Annotated in this window: 13 protein-coding genes and 2 riboswitches; of the genes, 11 read left to right on the forward strand and 2 right to left on the reverse strand. The window is 45.5% G+C overall.

Translation table 11 applies throughout. From position 1 onward, the window contains the following. Positions 1 to 91 precede the first annotated feature (91 nt). On the reverse strand, positions 92 to 3817 hold the full coding sequence (gene metH / locus BM736_RS06795) for a methionine synthase (RefSeq protein WP_076410228.1): 3726 nt from the start codon (positions 3815 to 3817) through the stop codon (positions 92 to 94). 627 nt (positions 3818 to 4444) lie between these two features. On the opposite strand from metH, the gene BM736_RS06805 reads away from it, so the two are divergent. The 11 genes from BM736_RS06805 (at position 4445) to BM736_RS06855 (ending at position 17550) form a co-directional block, all read left to right on the forward strand. After that, complete coding sequence (locus tag BM736_RS06805; RefSeq protein ID WP_076410232.1) at positions 4445 to 7327, forward strand: ATP-binding protein; 2883 nt, start codon at positions 4445 to 4447, stop codon at positions 7325 to 7327. Positions 7328 to 7519: 192 nt separating this feature from the next. Further along, entirely contained in the window at positions 7520 to 8239 is a 720-nt protein-coding gene (locus tag BM736_RS06810; protein WP_083699918.1) for a histidine phosphatase family protein, read from the forward strand. 168 nt (positions 8240 to 8407) lie between these two features. Next, positions 8408 to 8574, forward strand: a riboswitch (cobalamin riboswitch). Between the two features lie 210 nt (positions 8575 to 8784). Then, complete coding sequence (locus BM736_RS06815) at positions 8785 to 9660, forward strand: ABC transporter ATP-binding protein (RefSeq protein ID WP_076410234.1); 876 nt, start codon at positions 8785 to 8787, stop codon at positions 9658 to 9660. Then, entirely contained in the window at positions 9608 to 10765 is a 1158-nt protein-coding gene (locus BM736_RS06820; RefSeq protein WP_256717749.1) for an iron ABC transporter permease, read from the forward strand. Before BM736_RS06815 ends, BM736_RS06820 begins: the two co-directional genes overlap by 53 nt. A gap of 143 nt (positions 10766 to 10908) precedes the next feature. Next, on the forward strand, positions 10909 to 11937 hold the full coding sequence (cobT, locus tag BM736_RS06825) for a nicotinate-nucleotide--dimethylbenzimidazole phosphoribosyltransferase (protein ID WP_076410236.1): 1029 nt from the start codon (positions 10909 to 10911) through the stop codon (positions 11935 to 11937). An 83-nt stretch (positions 11938 to 12020) separates the two neighbouring features. After that, positions 12021 to 12809 (forward strand): adenosylcobinamide-GDP ribazoletransferase, encoded by a 789-nt coding sequence (locus BM736_RS06830; RefSeq protein WP_076410238.1) that lies wholly within the window; start codon positions 12021 to 12023, stop codon positions 12807 to 12809. Beyond that, positions 12806 to 13360 carry a bifunctional adenosylcobinamide kinase/adenosylcobinamide-phosphate guanylyltransferase gene (gene cobU, locus BM736_RS06835; protein WP_076410240.1) on the forward strand — a complete coding sequence of 185 codons (555 nt, stop codon included), beginning with the start codon at positions 12806 to 12808 and terminating at the stop codon, positions 13358 to 13360. Before BM736_RS06830 ends, cobU begins: the two co-directional genes overlap by 4 nt. A 69-nt stretch (positions 13361 to 13429) precedes the next feature. Beyond that, positions 13430 to 15049, forward strand: a complete 1620-nt coding sequence (locus BM736_RS06840) for a cobyric acid synthase (RefSeq protein ID WP_076410242.1) — start codon at positions 13430 to 13432, stop codon at positions 15047 to 15049. A 125-nt stretch (positions 15050 to 15174) separates the two neighbouring features. After that, positions 15175 to 15780, forward strand: a complete 606-nt coding sequence (cobO, locus tag BM736_RS06845; protein ID WP_076410588.1) for a cob(I)yrinic acid a,c-diamide adenosyltransferase — start codon at positions 15175 to 15177, stop codon at positions 15778 to 15780. Positions 15781 to 16071: 291 nt separating this feature from the next. Next, positions 16072 to 16947 (forward strand): cobalamin-binding protein, encoded by an 876-nt coding sequence (locus tag BM736_RS06850; RefSeq protein ID WP_076410244.1) that lies wholly within the window; start codon positions 16072 to 16074, stop codon positions 16945 to 16947. Between the two features lie 219 nt (positions 16948 to 17166). Further along, positions 17167 to 17550 carry an MAPEG family protein gene (locus BM736_RS06855; protein ID WP_076410246.1) on the forward strand — a complete coding sequence of 128 codons (384 nt, stop codon included), beginning with the start codon at positions 17167 to 17169 and terminating at the stop codon, positions 17548 to 17550. A gap of 290 nt (positions 17551 to 17840) precedes the next feature. Here the strand turns inward: BM736_RS06855 and gbpA are convergent, their stop codons facing one another. Further along, positions 17841 to 19259: an N-acetylglucosamine-binding protein GbpA gene (gene gbpA, locus BM736_RS06860; RefSeq protein ID WP_076410247.1), complete on the reverse strand. Its 1419-nt coding sequence runs from the start codon at positions 19257 to 19259 to the stop codon at positions 17841 to 17843. 65 nt (positions 19260 to 19324) lie between these two features. Then, positions 19325 to 19423: riboswitch (cyclic di-GMP riboswitch) on the reverse strand. Between the last annotated feature and the right edge of the window lie 310 nt (positions 19424 to 19733).

Genomic DNA, 19733 nt, shown 5'->3' on the forward strand with positions numbered 1-19733 from the left:
AAAGCTGAAAGGCTAGATCCCGGCTAAAAAGAACACCGGGATGACAACTAAAAGAGTAAACAAGTTTGCTCTCCCGCTCAGGGCTGACTCTTTACTCTGGATCGTAATCCAACACTGGTGCTAACCACCTCTCTGTATCCTCGATACTCATCCCTTTACGCGTGGCATAATCCTCAACCTGATCGCGGCCGATATTGGTCACACCAAAGTAGCGTGACTTAGGGTGGGCGAAGTACCAGCCAGATACGGCTGCCGTTGGGAACATGGCGTAGCTTTCGGTGATGTTAAGATCGATAGTCTCGTCGGGCTTAAGTAGATCCCAAAGCAGGCCTTTTTCCGTATGATCAGGGCAAGCTGGGTAGCCTGGCGCTGGACGTATACCTTTATACTTCTCACGGATCAGCGCTTCGTTATCTAATACTTCGTCGCTCGCATAGCCCCAGAACTCTTTACGGACACGTTCATGCATACGCTCGGCAAAAGCTTCAGCTAGGCGGTCTGCCAGACATTTGAGCATGATAGCGCTGTAGTCATCAAGATCGGCTTCAAAGCGTGCAACGTGCTCGTCGATACCGTGGCCTGCTGTAACAGCAAAGCCACCCATGTAATCGGCTACGCCACTGTCTTTGGGCGCAACAAAATCTGCTAAGCAGAAGTTATCATTTCCAACACGCTCAATCTGCATGCGCAGGTGATGGGTGGTCATCTCAAGTGTGCTACGGCTTTCATCTGTATAGAGCTCAATATCGTCATGGTTAACGGTATTAGCTGGGAATAAGCCAATCACACCTTTGGCGGTGAGCCATTTCTCATCGATGATCTTTTTCAGCATGGCTTTACCGTCGCTAAATAGCTTACGTGCCTCTTCGCCTACGACCTTATCCTCTAGAATCTTTGGAAAGTGTCCATGTAGCTCCCAGCTGCGGAAAAACGGTGTCCAATCGATACGATCGACTAAGTCTTCTAATGGGTAATCATCGAACACTTGTCGTCCTAGTTGATTAGGCACAAATGGTGTGTAATTTTCCCAGTCATGCTTGCAGCGGTTTTCACGTGCAGCCGCAATGGTGGTGATCTCTTTACGTTTCGCTTGAGATAGGCGTTTTTCACGCATCACCTCATACTCATTGTATGCTTCATCAATAGTGGCTTGTCTGGTGTCATTGTTTATTAACTTGGACACCATAGGCACTGCGCGTGAGGCATCGGCGATATAAATCGCGCCTTCGGGTGAGTGTGGAGCGATCTTCACTGCGGTATGAATTTTCGAACAGGTTGCACCACCGATAATAGACGGGATGGTTAAACCTGCTTTATGGAATGATTTGACGTTATGTACCATCTCATCGAGACTTGGTGTGATAAGCCCTGACATGCCTATGATATCGACATTTTCCGCTTTAGCGACCTCGATGATTTTTTCCACGGGTACCATGACACCTAAATCAATCACTTCATAGCCGTTACAGGCGAGCACCACGCCGACAATATTTTTGCCGATATCATGTACATCGCCCTTCACTGTCACCATGAGGATTTTACCGTTTGATTGGCCAGCGACCTTTTCAAGCTCGATATAGGGGTTGAGGTAAGCAACGGCTTTTTTCATTACTCGGGCTGACTTTACTACTTGCGGTAGGAACATCTTGCCTTCGCCAAAGAGATCACCGACCACGTTCATACCATCCATTAGCGGGCCTTCAATCACCTCTAATGGTTTGTTGGCTGCCAGCCTAGCTTCTTCGGTATCTTCATCGATAAATTGGGTAATACCTTTAACTAAGGCGTGAGCTAAGCGTTTGTTCACTTCCCATGTACGCCACTCAAGATCTTCCTTCTTAACGGTTTGGCTACCATCGCCACGAAACTTCTCGGCGATATCTAATAGCTGCTCGGTATTCGATGAATCAGGCACAGGGCACGGGAGGTTGAGTACGACCGCCTCAACCTGCACTTTAAGTTCTGGGTCAATATCATCATAGATTGCGAGCTGACTAGGATTGACGATCCCCATCGTCATGCCATTTTTGATGGCATGATAGAGAAACACTGCATGAATCGCTTCACGTACGGGGTTATTTCCCCTAAACGAGAAAGAGACGTTAGAAACACCGCCTGAAATCATGGCATGGGGCAGGGTGCGCTTTATCTCGCCAGTCGCTTCAATAAAGTCGACGGCATAGTTGTCATGTTCATCGATACCTGTACCGACGGCAAAAATGTTGGGATCGAAGATGATATCTTCAGGCGGAAAGCCGACTTTATCAACGAGCACGCGATAGGCTCGAGTACAGATCTCAACTTTGCGTGCTTTAGTGTCAGCTTGGCCGACTTCATCGAATGCCATGATGATAGCAGCAGCGCCATAACGTTTAACGAGAGTGGCTTGCTGGATAAATTTCTCTTCTCCCTCTTTGAGTGAGATAGAGTTAACGATACCTTTACCCTGAACGCATTTAAGTCCAGCCTCCATCACCTCCCACTTTGAGGAGTCAATCATGATGGGGACTTTTGAGATTTCAGGCTCTGAGGCAACTAAGTTGAGAAATTTTTGCATGATCTCAACACCATCAAGCATGCCTTCATCCATGTTGATATCGATGATCTGGGCGCCATTTTCTACTTGATCACGGGCCACATCGAGCGCTGTTTCGAACTCACCTGTTTTTATCAGGCGTAAAAAGCGCGCTGAACCTGTCACGTTGGTGCGTTCACCTACGTTAACGAATAGTGAGCGTTTATCTATGGTGAGGGGCTCAAGCCCTGATAGTCGACAAGCGACTTCTATTTCAGGGATCTCCCTAGCAGGGTGTTTCAGTACAGCTTCTCGAATAACTTTAATATGAGCCGGTGTCGTACCACAACAACCACCAATAATATTGAGTAATCCTTCACTTGCCCAGCTAGATATTATCTCAGCCATCTGCTCTGGGGTTTCATCGTAACCACCAAACTCGTTAGGCAGACCTGCATTAGGGTGCGCCGAGACGTAACACTCCGAAATGCGAGAAAGCTCCTCGACATAAGGAGATAACTCTTTAGGGCCTAATGCACAGTTAAGGCCAATAGATAGCGGCTTGATATGGCGTAATGAATTGTAGAAGGCTTCTGTGGTTTGCCCGGTAAGTGTTCGGCCAGAGGCATCGGTAATCGTCCCAGATATCATCACTGGCAGACGTGCACCAATGGTGTCGAATACTGTTTCTATTGCAAAGAGTGCCGCCTTTGCATTAAGGGTATCGAAGATGGTCTCAACCATAATGATGTCACTGCCGCCCTTAATCAGCGCGCTAATAGACTCAACATAAGCTTCAACGAGTTGATCAAAGGTGACATTTCGAAAGCTTGGATCATTAACATCAGGACTAATTGAGCAGGTACGGTTTGTTGGACCTATGACGCCAGCAACATAGCAGTGACGACCGGTTGCTGCTGCGACTTCATCGGCGGCTTGGCGAGCAATTTGAGCACCGACTAGGTTTATCTCTTCTGAAAGAGACTCCATATCGTAATCAGCCATTGCGATAGGGGTCGCGTTGAAGGTGTTGGTTTCGATGATATCCGCCCCTGCTTCCAGATAGGCTTTATGAATAGCCTTAATCTTATCGCCTTGGGTTAATACCAATAGGTCATTGTTGCCTTGCACATCACAGTGCCAATCTTTGAAGCGTTCACCTCTAAAGTCAGCTTCGGAAAATTTGTAGTCCTGGATCATGGTGCCCATAGCGCCATCGAGGAGCAGAATATTTGATTTTAGTTGCTCACTGATCTGCTCGTTAATTTGTCTAACACTGCTGTTTTGGACCTGGGTTTCCATAATTCTCACCTACTAAACTGACTGCATATAACTCATCTTTTCAAATGAGATCGAGTTTGGTCTTTATAATTGTTGTTCTATAACTCTGGTTGTGAATCTTTGCTATTAAAACTGCTTTTCACATCTAAATCTCAATGTCTGGTTTTAGATGTTTATACGTATAGACGTCTATAATAGACCAGCCTAGTTTGATAGTCGAGATGTGTTTATCTATAAAATATATCAAATAAATCTGCCTGAACTATGCTTTATAAAGGTATTTAGCTGGAGAGATGACGTGTGGCGGAAGAACAATAACCAACCCGCTTTTAGGGTGCTAATTATTGTAGTTGCTTTCTTTTTAGTCTCCTGGCCAGTCGCTAGCGCTATCTCTTTAACGCTTGCTGAGGTGATTTTTAGCATCACAGCGCTTTGGCTGCTCCTGATTGCATTCCTTATCTTTTTAGCTAGGTAATGTTATATGTCTTTTGCTATTAGCTTTTATCCCAAAACTGGCTTTTGCTACTCGATACAACCCTTAGCTGCATCCCCCTTGTTAATGCAGCACTTATCTTTTGCTGCTCTATTAAATGCTCGAAATAACAACCAATTTGTCGCTTCTATATCTGGCCTTGTGAGTGCTCTGCCATGATGAGTATTACTGGTCTACTTGTCATTATTTTAACCTATGTGGCGCTGCTCTATGTCATCGCTAACTGGGCAGAATCTGGCAGTGAACGGGCGCAAAGGGTGACCTCTAGCGTTGCTGTTTATGCGCTGTCTATCGCTATATACTGCACCAGTTGGACCTTCTATGGCAGTGTGGGTATCGCCACTCGCTCTCCCTTGATCATGTTTACCATCTATTTGGGGCCGACATTATTGATGTTGGTGATATGGCCCATCATGCAGCGGGTATTGCTGATTAAGCAGATCTACCGGGTGACAAGCATTGCCGACTTTCTGTCTGCCCGTTATAACCGCAGTGTAGCGTTAGCTGGCTTGGCTGCTTTTGTGGCTATGGTAGGTATAGTTCCCTATCTGGCATTGCAGCTTAAGGCGATTAATACCTCCATTGGGCTTATTCTTAACACTCAAAATAGCCCTGACTCTATCGCCTGGCTAGTCTGGTTTGGCGTGGCCTTATTCACTATTATTTTTGGTCTTCGTCACTTAGATCCCACCGAGAGACACCCAGGGATGATGCTGGCACTTGCTGTAGAGGGAGTGGTTAAGTTAGTGGCGATGTTGATGGTGGGGGTGTTTGTTTGTTTTATCATGTTCGACTCGCCCTTAGATATCTACCACCAACTGCAAGATAAGCTGCCAGAGGCCTCGGCCAAAATGTCGACCAAGCCTGAGTTTGTCACTTGGTTTAGCTATCTTATTCTAGCTGGGTCTGCTTTTATGCTGCTGCCGCGGCAGTTTCATGTGATGGTGGTTGAGAACCCGCAAGTTAACCATGTTAAAAAGGTGCAGTGGATGCTGCCTTTATATCTACTGCTGATGACCATGTTTGTCACTCCTATTGCCGCCGCAGGATTACTGCTGCTAGGCCCTGAAACTGCAGACAGCTATATGTTGGGTCTGCCTATGCTAGCTCAGAATGATATCTTAACGGTTATTGTCTTTATCGGTGGGTTTTCTGCTGCTATGGCCATGCTGATGGTATCAGGAATGACGCTCTCGACTATGTTTAGTAACCATTTGGTACTGCCATTCATTCAATACTTTAGCCCTGATAGCGGCTTGAAGAAGTACTTGCTTCAGTCTCGCTGGCTGGCTGTGTTTATTGTTTTGGGCGCGGGACAAGCCTTTTACCTCTATTTAGGTGAGTCCTACATGTTAGTTAATATGGGGATGATCTCATTTGCCGCCGTATTGCAGTTTCTGCCTTTAGTCATAGCAGGCCTTTACTGGCCGCAAGTGACGACTAAGGGAGCGATTACGGCTCTATGCATCGGGTTTCTGATATGGGGTTATTGCTTATTGTTGCCTGCCATTATGAAAAGTGGATGGATAGATGCGGGCATTCTAGTTGCGGGGCCTTTCGGGATAGATTGGCTTCACCCTGAGAGGCTATTTGGTACTCAGTTACACAAAATTAGTCATGGGGCGTTCTGGTCACTATCTGGCAATATAATTTCATTAGTGCTGATAAGTTTATACACCAGAATGTCGGGCGAGGAGAAACGTTATAGTGCCGAATTTATTGACGTGATGACCGAGCGAGTTTCTGAGGATGAAACCAGTCTAGACACCCTACCTAGAGATATTGAATTACAAGGTAAGCTAACTATTTTAAAGGGTATTTTCTGCCAGTACCTTAATGAACACTTTGCTGATGAAAAGCTCAATGCGTGTTTAATTGAAACAGAGCTTGTGGGTATTGAACTGATCAATGTGCAAGAGCTAGCCAACCTTGAGCGAACTACTGAGCGAATATTAAGTGGTATCACTGGTGCTGCAGTGGCCCATATGGTGGTGACTAAATCTAATCTATACTCCGAGCAGGAGATTAAAACCTTAGAGCGCTATTACGGCCAGCTTTTAGCGCAACTTAAAATAAGCCCTGCTCAGTTGAGGCAGCAGTTAAATTACTCTCAGGAGAAGGAGCAGCTAGCGCAGCGTTATTCTGAGCAGATGGAGGGAATTGTTGAAGATAGAACCAGGGAGCTACAAGAGACGCTCGATCAACTAAAAAATGCTCAATCCCAGCTGGTTGAGACCGAAAAACAAGCATCATTGGGTAAGATGGTGGCGGGGATTGCTCATGAGATCAATACCCCTATCGGCGTGTGTGTGACCGCTGCATCGCATCTTCATGATGAGGTGATCTCCCTGAAAAAGATGTTTGCTAGCGGTGAGCTCAGTGAAGATGAGTTTGAAGGCTTTATGACAACCTGTACAGAAGCCATGGATATTATCCTTAAAAATAATGCTAGAGCATCTAAGCTCATTCAAAGCTTTAAGCGTGTGGCCGTCGATCAATCCAGTGAGGCAATTCGAGAGTTTAAACTGTTGGATTATTTAAATGAGATACTGATGTCGCTGCGTCCTGAGTTGAAAAAAACACCTCATGAAGTAGAGGTTAAGTGCCCAAAAACTATCACCTGTAATACCTATCCAGGCGTGCTTTCTCAAATTATGACTAATTTAATTATGAACAGTATATTACATGCCTTTAGGCCAGAGCAGAGTGGTAAAGTCATCATTGAGTTATCTACACATGAAGGCTGTGTGCTAGTGGATTACCGAGACGATGGGGTTGGTTTAGATGAGGATGGACTCAAAAATCTGTTCGACCCATTTTATACGACCAAGCGAAATGAAGGCGGGAGTGGCTTAGGTGCCCACTTGGTTTATAACTTAGTGACTCAGAAGCTTAAAGGAGATGTCGAGGTTGAAACATCACCAGGTAACGGCCTCTGTTACCATATTCGATTCCCTCAAAACTTTGAGAATAAAACCGCTGTCGATCTTATTGGATCCGATGAAGGGGGAGAGAGAAGAAAAGCTGACCGTGATTAAGCCTTTTCAGCTTATTTTCTTTAATATAGCCTTTAGCTTTACAGCAAACTCGCATAATAAACCCACGTCAGACGCAGTATTTAATAACGGTAAGTAGTATTTTAAAATGGGAAGTAGTATTAAAAGCACTGAGTTGATGACGTATGTTTTGCTACTCAACTTTACTTATAAAAGACTAGGATTACTCTCTTTATGGCAAGTGATAAAACAAATGAGGCAGGTTTTTCTGATAGCAGCTTAGACAGCGAAGCATCCGAAAAACAGACAGGTACAGGTGTCGATGTTGAAGGTGTTGATAAAGAGAGTACGACCGTTTTCTATCTGCTTCGTCATGGAGAATGTGAAGGGGGAAAGATACTCAGGGGCCATACTGATGTCGCCGGCAGCCAAACTGGACGTGCTCAAATGCAGTCATCAGTTGATCATCTGATAACCAGTCATAATCTCGAGTTTGAACAAATTTTTTCATCACCTCTGCGAAGGTGCAGTGAATTTGCGCTAAGCCTATATCTACAACTGGGTGCTCCCCTCAAACTTGAAGAGGGGTTTAAAGAGATAAACTTTGGAGATTGGGATGGCGAGACACTAGCTAGCCTCTATGAAACTCAGGCTTCACAAATTGAACAATATTGGAAGAATCCATGGGCCATTACGCCGCCAAACGGTGAGACCATGCATGAATTCGAATCTAGGGTCGATGCAAGTTGGCAATCGATATTATCTGAACATCAAGGTAAAACTGTCTTAGTTGTAACCCACGGTGGTGTCATGAGGCACTTGATGGCCAGAGCATTAGGGGTGAGTGGCGTTGCAGGCTTTTATACTCAGCTCGCATTAGACTATGCCTCGGTGGTAAAAATTACTGTCTACACCTCTCCAGAGGGAAGTTACTACCCTCAACTTCATTGGTAAGCGTACGGCTTTGGTCTAATGACTATTTTTTCGGTTTTCCTTAACTGATAAAAATTGCATAATAGCCGCTAGTTAGAGCCTGTTGTATGTTTCTTATTGAAACTCATTAGATACAGGTTCGCAAAAATAGGTGATGAGAGCTAAAAGCGAACATAAACTGGCAGCAATGAGCTGATGTGCTCCGCTAGTATTTTTTAGCCAACTTAATCTTAATAGGGAACTAGGATGAATATTCAGTGTTAATCACTGAGCTCATATTAAACCTAGACTGTGCCCGCAACTGTGAGTGTTTTTAAACACAAGTCAGGATACCTGCCTTTTTTTGTCGCGATAAAACTCGAGCGGGTAACTCGAGGGAGTTGTTAATGTCACTTATTTTAGGCATGGCTTACGGGCTACTGTCACTATCTTCTTGCCTTCTGCTAACGCATATAGGCCCTTCTTTATGAATGTGCTCTACCCTCAGTCTGTGGAGGGCTCTCTGTGTCCTGCTCTGACGACTATTGAGTTCAAGCATTACTCCTGCAACGCCATGGGAAGCTTCTGTGACGAATAACACCCACAATAAAGCCAATAGCGTTAACCAAGGGGTTGCACTAGAGGTTCAAGCGTTAAGCTGGCAGGCAGGTAAGCGTGATATTTTGTCGACTATCTCTTTTGGTGTAAAAAAAGGCGAGATGCTTGGAGTGATTGGTCCTAATGGTGCAGGAAAGTCGACACTGCTACGCTGTTTGTATCGCTATATCCGACCAGATTCTGGCGAGATAACCCTCTTTGGCCAGCGCATTGAAACACTTTCCTCCAAAGCTTTTGCTAGAGAAGTCGCTGTAGTGCTGCAAGATACCCCACAACACTTTGAGTTAACCACAGCTCAGTTGGTTGCGATCGGCTTGACGCCTCACAAAGGCCCTTTTGAGCTTACAACGTCTGCCGATAGAGCATTAATTGCCGATGCACTAGAAAAGGTCGGCTTGACCCATAAGGCCAGCCAAAGTTATGAGCACCTATCTGGCGGAGAGAAACAGAGAGCACTCATTGCAAGGGCGATAGTGCAACAACCTAAGCTACTTATTTTAGATGAGCCTACTAATCATCTAGATATTCGCTATCAGATCCAGATTATGGAGCTGCTACATTCTATTGGGATCACGGTTATCACTTCGATTCACGATCTTAATCTTGCCAGTGCCATGTGTGACAAGTTGCTGTTGCTTGAAAAGGGGGAAGCAGTTTCTTTTGGCTCACCTAAAGCCGTATTAACTGAGGAGATTATTGGTAATGTGTTTGGGGTTTGTTCCCACGTGAGCCCACACCCTCAACATGGCAATCCACAGATCAGTTATTTTTATGGTTATGGCTCGCAAGCTCATGACTCCGATTTATCAGGTTCAGATAGCACAGATGGTGATGCCAATGAGTAAGCAAGTGACTCATTCAATGGGCAAGGTAGGGGCTAAGGCTGTGAGTCGACTAGATAGTAAAGCTGTAGGCCAACTTGTGGATACCTGCGGGGTTAAGCATGAGTTTTTAAGGCATAGATGGGTCATTGTTGGTCTTATTATTTTGTCTGTGTTGAGCCTACTGACTGCGGCGAGTTTCGGTGCTGCCAGTATTTCTCTTGCTGATACCCTTGACGTGGTATTGGCCCAGATATTTGGTGTTGGGGATGTTTCTGCTATCACCCAGCGCATTGTTATGGAGTTGAGGTTCCCTCGAGTATTGCTGGCCTTTATTGCGGGGGCTGGGTTATCGATTGCAGGTAGTGTACTGCAGACTGTCACGCGTAACCCATTAGCCGATCCCTACCTGTTTGGCATCTCCTCTGGTGCCTCGTTTGGGGCTGTTGTGGTGTTGACACTTTTCAGCGGCGCAGGGTTGTTTAACTGGGTGACCTTGCCATTGGGGGCATTTTTAGGGGCTGGATTGTCGGTTGCTATGGTGCTAGCCCTTTGTGGTCGGCGCATGAGTAGCCAGATAGAGCGAATGCTACTTTCTGGTGTCGCCATATCATTTATGTTTGGTGCGCTAACCAGTTTATTGCTCTATTTTTCAAGTCCGCAAGCTGCGGCCTCTGTACTCTTTTGGAGCCTGGGCAGTTTCTCTAAAGCAAGCTGGCAAGGGATTATCTCTCCTGCGGTCGTTGTTACTGTGTGTACTGTCATCATATTGCTATTTAAACGCCAGATAATGGCGATGAGAGCAGGTGATGAAACTGCCCATACGCTCGGGATTAATGTCGGTCGTTTACGTGTGCAGATGTTATTGCTCTGCTCGGTGATAACCGCAATATTAGTGGCAAATTGTGGTGGGATAGGTTTTGTGGGCTTGATGGTACCGCACACGGTGAGAATGCTATTTCCTGGTCAGTTCCCCTTATTGACGACAGCATTAGTTGGTGGAGTATTTATGGTGTGGGTTGATGTACTTGCAAGGACGATGATTAGTCATCAGGAGCTACCTGTAGGCATCATTACCGCTGTGATAGGCAGTGTTTTCTTCCTGTTCATCTTAGGAAGTAGAAAGTAAAACGGTTGATAGAAGCTCGGCTTTAGTCGCGAAGATAAGTGACGAGCTACGAGCTTTAACTCGAGATTTTCTTAGCTCTGTCTTGAGCTAGAAACTCGAAGCTTTGGTAGCTTTAATATATAAAAATAACAGGGTGTGGAAGTATGTTTGAGATTAGTCCGGTGAGCTGCGAGTTTGATGACGCTATTCAGCACAAGATAGACAATAAAACTAAGCCACTAGGTGCGCTTGGTGAACTAGAAGTATTGGCGAAGCAGCTGGCTCGAGTACTGGGTAAAGACAAGCCAGAAATCGTCAATCCTAAGCTATTAGTGTTTGCCGCTGATCATGGTATTGCTGCGTCTGGGGTATCGATAGCACCAAGTGATGTGACCACACAGATGGTGATGAACTTTATCAAAGGTGGCGCGGCGATTAATGTTTTTTGCAGACAAGTCGGGCTTGAGCTTGAGGTTATTGACTGTGGTATTTTGCAGCCTTTAGAGGGTGTTAAAGGTGTGGTTGACCAAAGGCTAGGTGCTGGGACAGGCGCGATTCATAAGCAGCCTGCCATGACATTAGGAGCGGTTAAACAAGGTTTTGAGATGGCACGCGAGCGCATTGCTTACCACCATCAACAGGGAACAAACTTGATAGCTTTAGGTGAGATGGGAATAGGCAATACTTCATCAGCAGCGGCAATTATGGCTACTGTGATGAAGATGAAAGCGGCCGATTGCGTTGGCCGTGGTACAGGTATTGATGCGGCAACCTTGAAAAGAAAACAGATGCTCGTTGAGCAGGCTTTGCATTTACATGAGTCAGAGTTGACCGACCCGATGAATATCTTGGCCTGTTTAGGTGGCTTTGAAATCGTGCAGATGACCGGGGCTATGCTCGCTGCAGCGGAAAGAAAGATGCTGGTAGTCGTAGATGGTTTTATCGCTACAGCCGCCGCTATGGTTGCGGTACAAATCAATGAAAATGTGCGTGATTATATGATCTTTGGTCATCAGTCTGATGAGCGTGGCCACTGCCTGATGATGTCACACCTTCAAGCGAGACCTTTGCTTAAGTTAGGCATGAGGTTAGGTGAAGGTACAGGTGCTGCCTTAGCCCTACCTATGATCCAAGCCGCAGCTGGATTTTACAATGAGATGGCAAGTTTCAGTGATGCAGGGATTGAGATCTAGTTTAAATCAGTTTGCTAGGGGCTAGGAGTCTGAGTCTTGAGCTCGCAGCTCGAGACTGTTTTCACTTCTTTTAAGGTTCATTTATGGTTTTTTTACGCAGAGAGCTGACACTTTTCTTTATCGCTATGGGGTTTTTCACCCGTATTCCTATGCCTCAATGGGTGAAAGTAGATAGTGAAAGCCTTAATCAGGCCAATCGATATTTTGGCTTAGTGGGCATATTGGTTGGAGGGATATCTGCGGCGGTATACAGTTTAGCGATTAACTTTATGCCGGTTTCAGTCAGTATTATCTTAGCCATGATGGTGAGTGTTATAGCAACGGGGGCTTTTCATGAAGATGGCCTTGCTGACACTGCCGATGGCTTTGGCGGTGGTTGGACGATTGCCGATAAGCTGAAGATCATGAAGGACTCCCGCATAGGTACCTATGGTGCGGTCACCCTATTATTAGCCTTACTCTTAAAGTTTCAGCTACTCATGGAGTTAGCGCTTTTTGACCCTCAGATGTTAGTGCCTGCACTTATCGTTGCTCACTGCCTGAGTCGAGTGGTCGCAGCGAGTATTATTTTTACCGATACTTATGTAAGCGATGCATATATTAACGAAGAGAAGGGCAGTAAGAGCAAGCCGTTAGCGCAAAACCAAACGTTAAATGAGTTGCTGATCTTACTGGTTACTGGCCTCTTGGTCTTGTGGATGAGCGGGATAGGTTCGACCATACTTATAATCCTTGGACTGGGGTTAACCCGTTGGTTTTTAGTTAGGTTATTTAGGCGACAAGTCGGTGGTTATACCGGTGACACTTTAGGGGCCGCTCAACAAGTCTCTGAATTAGTTTGTTATTTAATATTGCTAGGAGTGCTCACATGATACATCTGATTCTGGGCGGTGCCCGTAGCGGCAAGACTCGACATGGAATGACAGAGGCAAAAAATGGTCATGATAGAGGGCTAGAATGTGTCTATATCGCAACGGCCCAAGCGCTAGATGATGAAATGGGTGAAAGAATAGCACGGCATCGTAATGACAGGGATTTAGATAGTATTGACTGGCTAACCGTTGAAACGCCTTTGCGTTTGGTGGAGCAACTACGCGAGTATGCACGTGAAGACAGAGCCATTGTCGTTGACTGCTTGACCTTGTGGCTGACTAATCATCTTGTGTTGGAAAATTCCCCCACGGTGTTTTCAGGTCCTGAGCATCAATGGGCTAAAGAGAAACAAGATTTACTCAATGCTTTACCTTCATTAGCCGGTGAAATTTATTTAGTCAGTAATGAGGTAGGGGGGGGAATAGTCCCATTAGGAGAACTAAACCGCCGCTTTGTCGATGAAGCGGGTTGGCTACATCAAGATATTGCCGCGATAGCCGACACTGTCACCTTAGTTACCGCTGGCATTCCGGTGAAGATAAAAGGCTAAAGAGTACGAGAAGGCTGGAAGCTTTCAGGCTTTCCTTACAGCTAAAACATTTTAAAACAATAAGAAACAATGAAACTCGATAATTTAAATATCAACACGAGTCACGCCCAAGTACTTATGGTACAGGGAACCACGTCTGATGCTGGCAAAAGCACACTTGTTGCTGGCTTATGCCGTCTGTTTGCTCGTCAAAGCAGATGTGTCGCACCCTTTAAACCACAAAATATGGCACTCAACAGTGCTGTGACAGCCGATGGCGGCGAAATTGGTAGAGCACAGGCCCTGCAGGCCATCGCTTGTGGCTTACCTATGCATACTGATTTTAACCCTATTTTGCTAAAACCAAGTTCAGATACTGGGGCGCAAGTTATTGTGCAGGGAAAGGCATTAGATCAGATGGAGGCGAAAGCTTTTTTTGGTGAGCATGGAAAAAACGGTGAGCGAGTTCATGCTATGTCGGCGGTGCTGGACTCCTTTTCACGCTTAACTAATGCCTATGACTTAGTGCTGGTGGAGGGCGCGGGCAGCCCTGCGGAGATCAATCTACGTCAAGGCGATATTGCCAATATGGGCTTTGCTGAAGCGGTCGATTGCCCAGTGATTATTATCGCTGATATTGATAAAGGCGGGGTGTTTGCACACTTAGTGGGTACCTTAGCGCTCTTGTCAGAGTCTGAGCAAGCGCGGGTAAAGGGTTTTGTTATCAATCGCTTTCGCGGTGATATCTCTCTGCTTCAATCAGGTTTAGATTGGCTTGAAACTTACACTAAAAAGCCTGTTTTAGGCGTACTTCCCTATCTGCATGATCTGCATCTTGACGCTGAAGATGCGCTGATCGAATCCCCGAAAAAGAGCAATCAGACCAAGCTGAAAGTGCTCGTTATTGTTACGCCAAGAATAAGTAACCATACCGATTTTGACCCGTTGCGGCTTAATCCACATATTGAATTTAACTATGTATCTATTCAAACCCAAGCTGAACGTCAGGCTGAGGTGGGCGTGTTGCCAGAGGCTGATCTGATCATCATACCGGGTAGCAAAAATGTCAGAGATGATTTGGCATTTATCAAAGCTCAGGGCTGGGATATAGCGATTAATAAACACCTTAGATATGGCGGTAAAGTGCTGGGGATCTGCGGGGGATATCAGATGCTTGGTATTGCCATTGATGATCCAAATGGCGTCGAAGGCAGTACTGGCGAGAGCGAAGGCTTAGGTTTGCTGCCTTTGGTGACTGAGCTGAAAACTGAAAAAACGCTTAAGCAGGTGAGCGGAACGCTGAGTCTACTTGGTGAGGTGGCCAAGGTCAGTGGTTACGAAATTCACTGTGGTCAGTCGCTAATACTTAAAAAACCTCATCTTCTAAACACAATGCCAGCCCAAGAGCACTCGGTTCAACCCATGCAGTTACAGTCTCTAGAAGCTGATACGCAGAGAGCTGACGGGCAATCCAAGTGTTTTTCTGACGGTCTAGTTTCTGAAGATGGTCAAGTATTTGGGACCTACCTACATGGATTATTTGATTCACCACAAGCCTGTGCTCTGATCCTTAAGTGGGCTGGATATTCACAGGTTGAACCGGTCGATATTGCGCAGATCCGTGAGCAACAACTGGACCGTTTTGCCGATCTGCTTAAGCAGCATCTCGATCTGGAAAAGATAGATAAAATATTAACAGGGGCGAGCTAGGCGTACGTGCCTTGCAGCTAAACTTGCGTTAAGTGAAGTAAATAAAGCTGGCCCTACATACAAGAAATGGAATTGAAATGACTGATAATAATGAGAACTCTAGCTCAATTGATGGCGAGAAACAGATGAGCCTTGAGGAGCGTAAAGCTGAGCGTCATAAAGCGAGGCAGCAGCGAGTAAAGGAAACAGTCGATGCCAAGATAGCCGCAGCTCAAGAGGAGAAGGGGATCTTGTTGGTGCTAACAGGCAATGGCAAGGGCAAGTCTACCTCTGGGTTTGGGACGATTGCGCGCTCCGTGGGCCATGGTAAGAAAGCGGCTGTGGTTCAATTTATCAAGGGCAACTGGGATTGCGGCGAACGTACGCTATTGGAAGGTGCTGGTGTCGACTTTCATGTCATGGGCACAGGCTTTACCTGGGAAACTCAAGATAGAGAGAAAGACACACAAGCTGCAGAAAGTGCTTGGGAAGCTGCAGAAGCCTTACTTAAAGATGAAAGCATAGATTGCCTTATGCTTGATGAGCTGACTTATATGGTGAGCTATCACTACCTAGATGTTGAGCGTGTTATTACCGCGCTGAAAAACAGACCTAAGATGCAGCATGTGATTGTAACTGGCAGGGCATGTCATAGGGCGATTATCGAGTTGGCAGATACTGTGAGTGAAGTGCAGCCAATTAAGCATGCGTTTGATAGTGGGATAAAGGCCCAACCAGGCTTCGACTACTAAATTTCTGCCTGCTCAGAATGAGGGCGGTATTGTCATCGTGTTTCCAACCAATCACATATAAAGCATATGCTCATGCTATGGAAAAACTCGACGGCTTACCCCTCATCCAGATCAGTTTGAAATTATATTATTCCTGTTCGCTTCTGTGGAGGTATTGTCTGCAGAACCTAGAACCTAGAACCTAGAACCTAGAACCTAGAACCTAGAACCTAGAACCTAGAACCTAGAACCTAGAACCTAGAACCTAGAACCTAGAACCTAGAACCTAGAACCTGTATTTATAGGATTTAAATGAAACTTTTATCAAAAATATCTGTGTTGCTATTGGCTGTTTCTATCTGGCCAACGGCTTTTGCTGCCGATGACTCGGCCGCTTCGAATGGAGCGGGTTCTGAATCTGACGTAAAAGCGCCTGCTAAGCGTGTGATTGCCTTGTCGCCGCATTCGGTGGAGATGCTCTATGCCATCGGCGCGGGTGACACTATTTTAGCGACAACAGATCATGCTGATTATCCAGCTGCAGCGCTAGATATTCCGCGCATAGGTGGCTATCACGGTATTCAGATTGAACGTGTTATTGAGATTAACCCCGACCTTGTCGTGGTGTGGGGCAGTGGCAATAAAGCGGAGGACTTAGAGCGATTAAAAAGCTTAGGGTTTAATGTCTATAACAGCGACCCAAAAACCTTAGAGGCGGTTGCTACAACGCTTAAGGAGTTAGGTGAACTCACGGGGAATCAGCAACAGGCAAACAAGGTTGCCACTGAGTACCTTACAGAGCTTGCCCAATTACGTCGCAGTAACTTAGCGAAACCTGAAGTTAAAGTCTTCTATCAGCTTTGGTCGACTCCCTTGATGACTGTGGCAAAGAATAGTTGGATCCAGCAGATTATATCAGTCTGTCATGGCGACAATATCTACCTCAACGCAGCTAGCGATTATCCTCAGGTGAGTCTCGAAAGCGTGCTGTTGAAAATGCCGGAGGTGATATTGCAAAGCCAAGATAAAGGCAATATCTTAGGTGTCGACTGGAACCAGTGGCAAGAGATCCCAGCGGTAAGCAATGAGCACATCTATCAGCTTCAAGCTGATCTATTACACCGTGCAGCACCGCGTGCGCTTCTTGGCGTTGAAGCGCTTTGTGAAGCATTGGATAAAGCGAGATAGTTTAAGCTACAAGCTACAAGTTACGAGTTACGAGTTACGAGTTAAGAGCTACGAGTTATGAGCTACGAGTTATGAGTTTCGAGATATGAGCGCTCTTACTCGACACTTTTTTAGCTTTCCTTTAGCTCGAAGCTCTGTCTTGGGGCTTACAGCTTACAGCTTTCTTAGCTCTATCTTGAACTTAAAACTAAAACTAAAACAAAAAGGATTTACTGATTTATGACGACTTTACTCATCTGCTTGTTTATTGCCATGTTACTGCCTTACTTAACAAAAGGCCCTGTAGCTGTGGCGATGGCAAAGGCTGGTGGCTATGATAATGCTCACCCTAGAGCGCAGCAGGCACAGTTAACAGGCTTTGGAGCCCGTGCCGTCGCAGGGCATCAAAATGCTTTTGAATCACTGCTTATCTTTGGCTTGGCAGTGGTGACTGTCATTGCGACAGATAAGGTCAATGACACAGTGGTCACCTTAGCGGTTATTCATGTCATCGCCCGTATCGCTTATCAGCTGCTTTATCTTATCGATAAAGGTACATTGCGCTCCCTCTCTTGGTTCGTCGCTGTGTTCTGCTCATTTGGGATATTCTTTCAAGCATTTTAAACGTCTCTAACAGTATTAGTTGCTTGTCGGATAACAAGTTGCTGAAATATCTTTTTAGTTGGGTTCATTGGGGGGGGGAGTGCTTGATTAATTTGCTGAGTTCCAAAGCTTCATTGGTGTTTATTGCCTGCAGAATAAAGTTTACTTTGCCCCCACATTTCCACATTTCCACATTTCCACATTTCCACATTTCCACATTTCCACATTTCCACATTTCCACATTTCTAGCGGTGAAGATAAAAAGCGATCGGACTCGATCGCTTTTTTGCGTTAATGCTCAACTCAGCAGTTTAATGTGCTTCATCCCAAGCATCTGAAGAGTTGCTACCTACACCAGGCTCATATTGACTGGCACTCTCACTCCAGATGTTGCACCAACCGCTATATGGAAATGATTTACATTGGTATATCTGACCATTTTTAGGCTGTAATACCTTGGTTCCTTCCACATAAGAACCTAACCCCTCAGGGAAGCTATAGTCATACTCTCCTGAACTGGGTTCTTTGAACATCATATCGAAGTTTTCTCTCACGTAATCTCCGCCATTCTTCGGGCTACTGACAAGCTTAAGAATGTGGTGACCAGGGCTAACCTCGCTGACAGGCGTCAAAGCGAAACTGTGGCTAGAGTTGTCTTCGACAACGGCATGTTCAAAGGCCAGTGGTGCTCCGCCATGATCGTATAACGTCGCATTGACTGACATAGTATCGCCAGTGGCTTTAGCATCGAAGTTTATGGTGACTGAACCTTCAACTATCTCATAGTTCGCTTCAACTCCAGTGATTGTCACATCGTGCTCAGGTGGCAATTGATCTATTTGAACCTCGACACTGGTGATGTCACTGGATTGGCTAACAAAGATCTTATTGGTGCCGTAAACAGGAACAAACTCAGCTTGCGCGTTGACTTGCCCCGATTGGATCTCACTTTGCTCGGCATTGATCTTAGTCGCTAATGCGTGAGACCAGAGATCGGCAGAGGTATCTTGAGTGATTTCAAGACGTGTTGCTAAGCCTGAGACTTCACTACCATTGGCAAACACGCGAGTTCTCACAACATCGCCCGTTTTCAGGTCAGTTGATGGTGTAATAGTACCGCCGTGCTTCCAACCCGTTGGGGTTTCATCATCAAAAGTAAGATCGACGACATTGTAAAAGGCGTTTGCTGTATCACCTACATCCCAAACTGCTAGCATGATCTGGTAACCGCTGCGCTGCGGAATATTACAGACATGGGATAAGGTCATTGGCGGGATCTGGTTGTTATAGTCAACTTCACAAAAAGGGACGAGATCAAAGCTATCTCGGGTGAGCGGGGCGCTTGGATTCCAGTTTTGCTTAGTCATGTAGTAATGAAACTTAGCGGTTCTGTGGTTAGCCGTAAAAGTCCAATGGATATCCATTGGGCCAGACTCAATCTCTTTTTTTACCCAGCGTAAAGGCGACTGTTCATCGAGTACCCGATAAGGGGTGCCAGCGCTAGCAATTTGCGTGTCTGCAGGCCCTGAATCTGGGAAGCCTTTTAATGCTTCCAAGCTTTGAGAGTTACCTCTTAACTCGTTGCAATTGCTGTTTTCCGGCTGCTTATCACAAAGGTAGCCTCGCGCTTCAGCGCCAGGTGTTGTGATATAACCGTGGGCGATACTCGCTGTACTGGCAAGTAAGGTACTTGCAGTAAGGAGGCGAATGAGATTTTGATTTACTGTCATAAATACATCCATTTAAATGATAGATTTGAGGACAGTCAGATTGGCCTGAAGTGATGACTTCAGTGAGTTGCAACCCCGCTATCTTGGATATGACTCGAAAGATTCATACCTTTAGATCGGAAGCTTTGCGTCCTAGTCTTTCAACTAGTTTGCCAAGTGACTAATTTTTGCATTCTTTTATCGCAGGGCCTGAGTTTCTTTACCGTACGATTGAATGCAAGCAGAAAACTACAGTTTAAATTTAAATATTTAAAGCAATTTTTTTACTGTGGTTACAATATGTTTCACCTGAATAAAAACTCTAAATTAGGCTTAGTTAAATTAGTTGGTGAGCTTTGTTTTTTATTCGATTGAAAATGTTATCTAGCTTGAATAAATCAGGCGTAGTAAGCGGTTACATCAATCATGAGTGGTTTATTCCTATGGTTATCAGCCACTTTAGCGTTGATAATTTGTCATTCGCAATCTTTTTGA

The sequence above is a fragment of the Shewanella sp. UCD-KL12 genome (genome assembly GCF_001957125.1).
Lineage (GTDB): Bacteria > Pseudomonadota > Gammaproteobacteria > Enterobacterales > Shewanellaceae > Shewanella.

What these genes read in the sequence shown, in the direction of transcription:
- metH (WP_076410228.1), bottom strand. Translation starts at nt 3,817, where the DNA reads ATGGAAACCCAGGTCCAAAACAGCAGTGTTAGACAAATTAACGAGCAG.
- BM736_RS06805 (WP_076410232.1), top strand. Translation starts at nt 4,445, where the DNA reads ATGATGAGTATTACTGGTCTACTTGTCATTATTTTAACCTATGTGGCG.
- BM736_RS06810 (WP_083699918.1), top strand. Translation starts at nt 7,520, where the DNA reads ATGGCAAGTGATAAAACAAATGAGGCAGGTTTTTCTGATAGCAGCTTA.
- BM736_RS06820 (WP_256717749.1), top strand. Translation starts at nt 9,608, where the DNA reads ATGACTCCGATTTATCAGGTTCAGATAGCACAGATGGTGATGCCAATG.
- cobT (WP_076410236.1), top strand. Translation starts at nt 10,909, where the DNA reads ATGTTTGAGATTAGTCCGGTGAGCTGCGAGTTTGATGACGCTATTCAG.
- BM736_RS06830 (WP_076410238.1), top strand. Translation starts at nt 12,021, where the DNA reads ATGGTTTTTTTACGCAGAGAGCTGACACTTTTCTTTATCGCTATGGGG.
- cobU (WP_076410240.1), top strand. Translation starts at nt 12,806, where the DNA reads ATGATACATCTGATTCTGGGCGGTGCCCGTAGCGGCAAGACTCGACAT.
- BM736_RS06840 (WP_076410242.1), top strand. Translation starts at nt 13,430, where the DNA reads ATGAAACTCGATAATTTAAATATCAACACGAGTCACGCCCAAGTACTT.
- cobO (WP_076410588.1), top strand. Translation starts at nt 15,175, where the DNA reads ATGAGCCTTGAGGAGCGTAAAGCTGAGCGTCATAAAGCGAGGCAGCAG.
- BM736_RS06850 (WP_076410244.1), top strand. Translation starts at nt 16,072, where the DNA reads ATGAAACTTTTATCAAAAATATCTGTGTTGCTATTGGCTGTTTCTATC.
- BM736_RS06855 (WP_076410246.1), top strand. Translation starts at nt 17,167, where the DNA reads ATGACGACTTTACTCATCTGCTTGTTTATTGCCATGTTACTGCCTTAC.
- gbpA (WP_076410247.1), bottom strand. Translation starts at nt 19,259, where the DNA reads ATGACAGTAAATCAAAATCTCATTCGCCTCCTTACTGCAAGTACCTTA.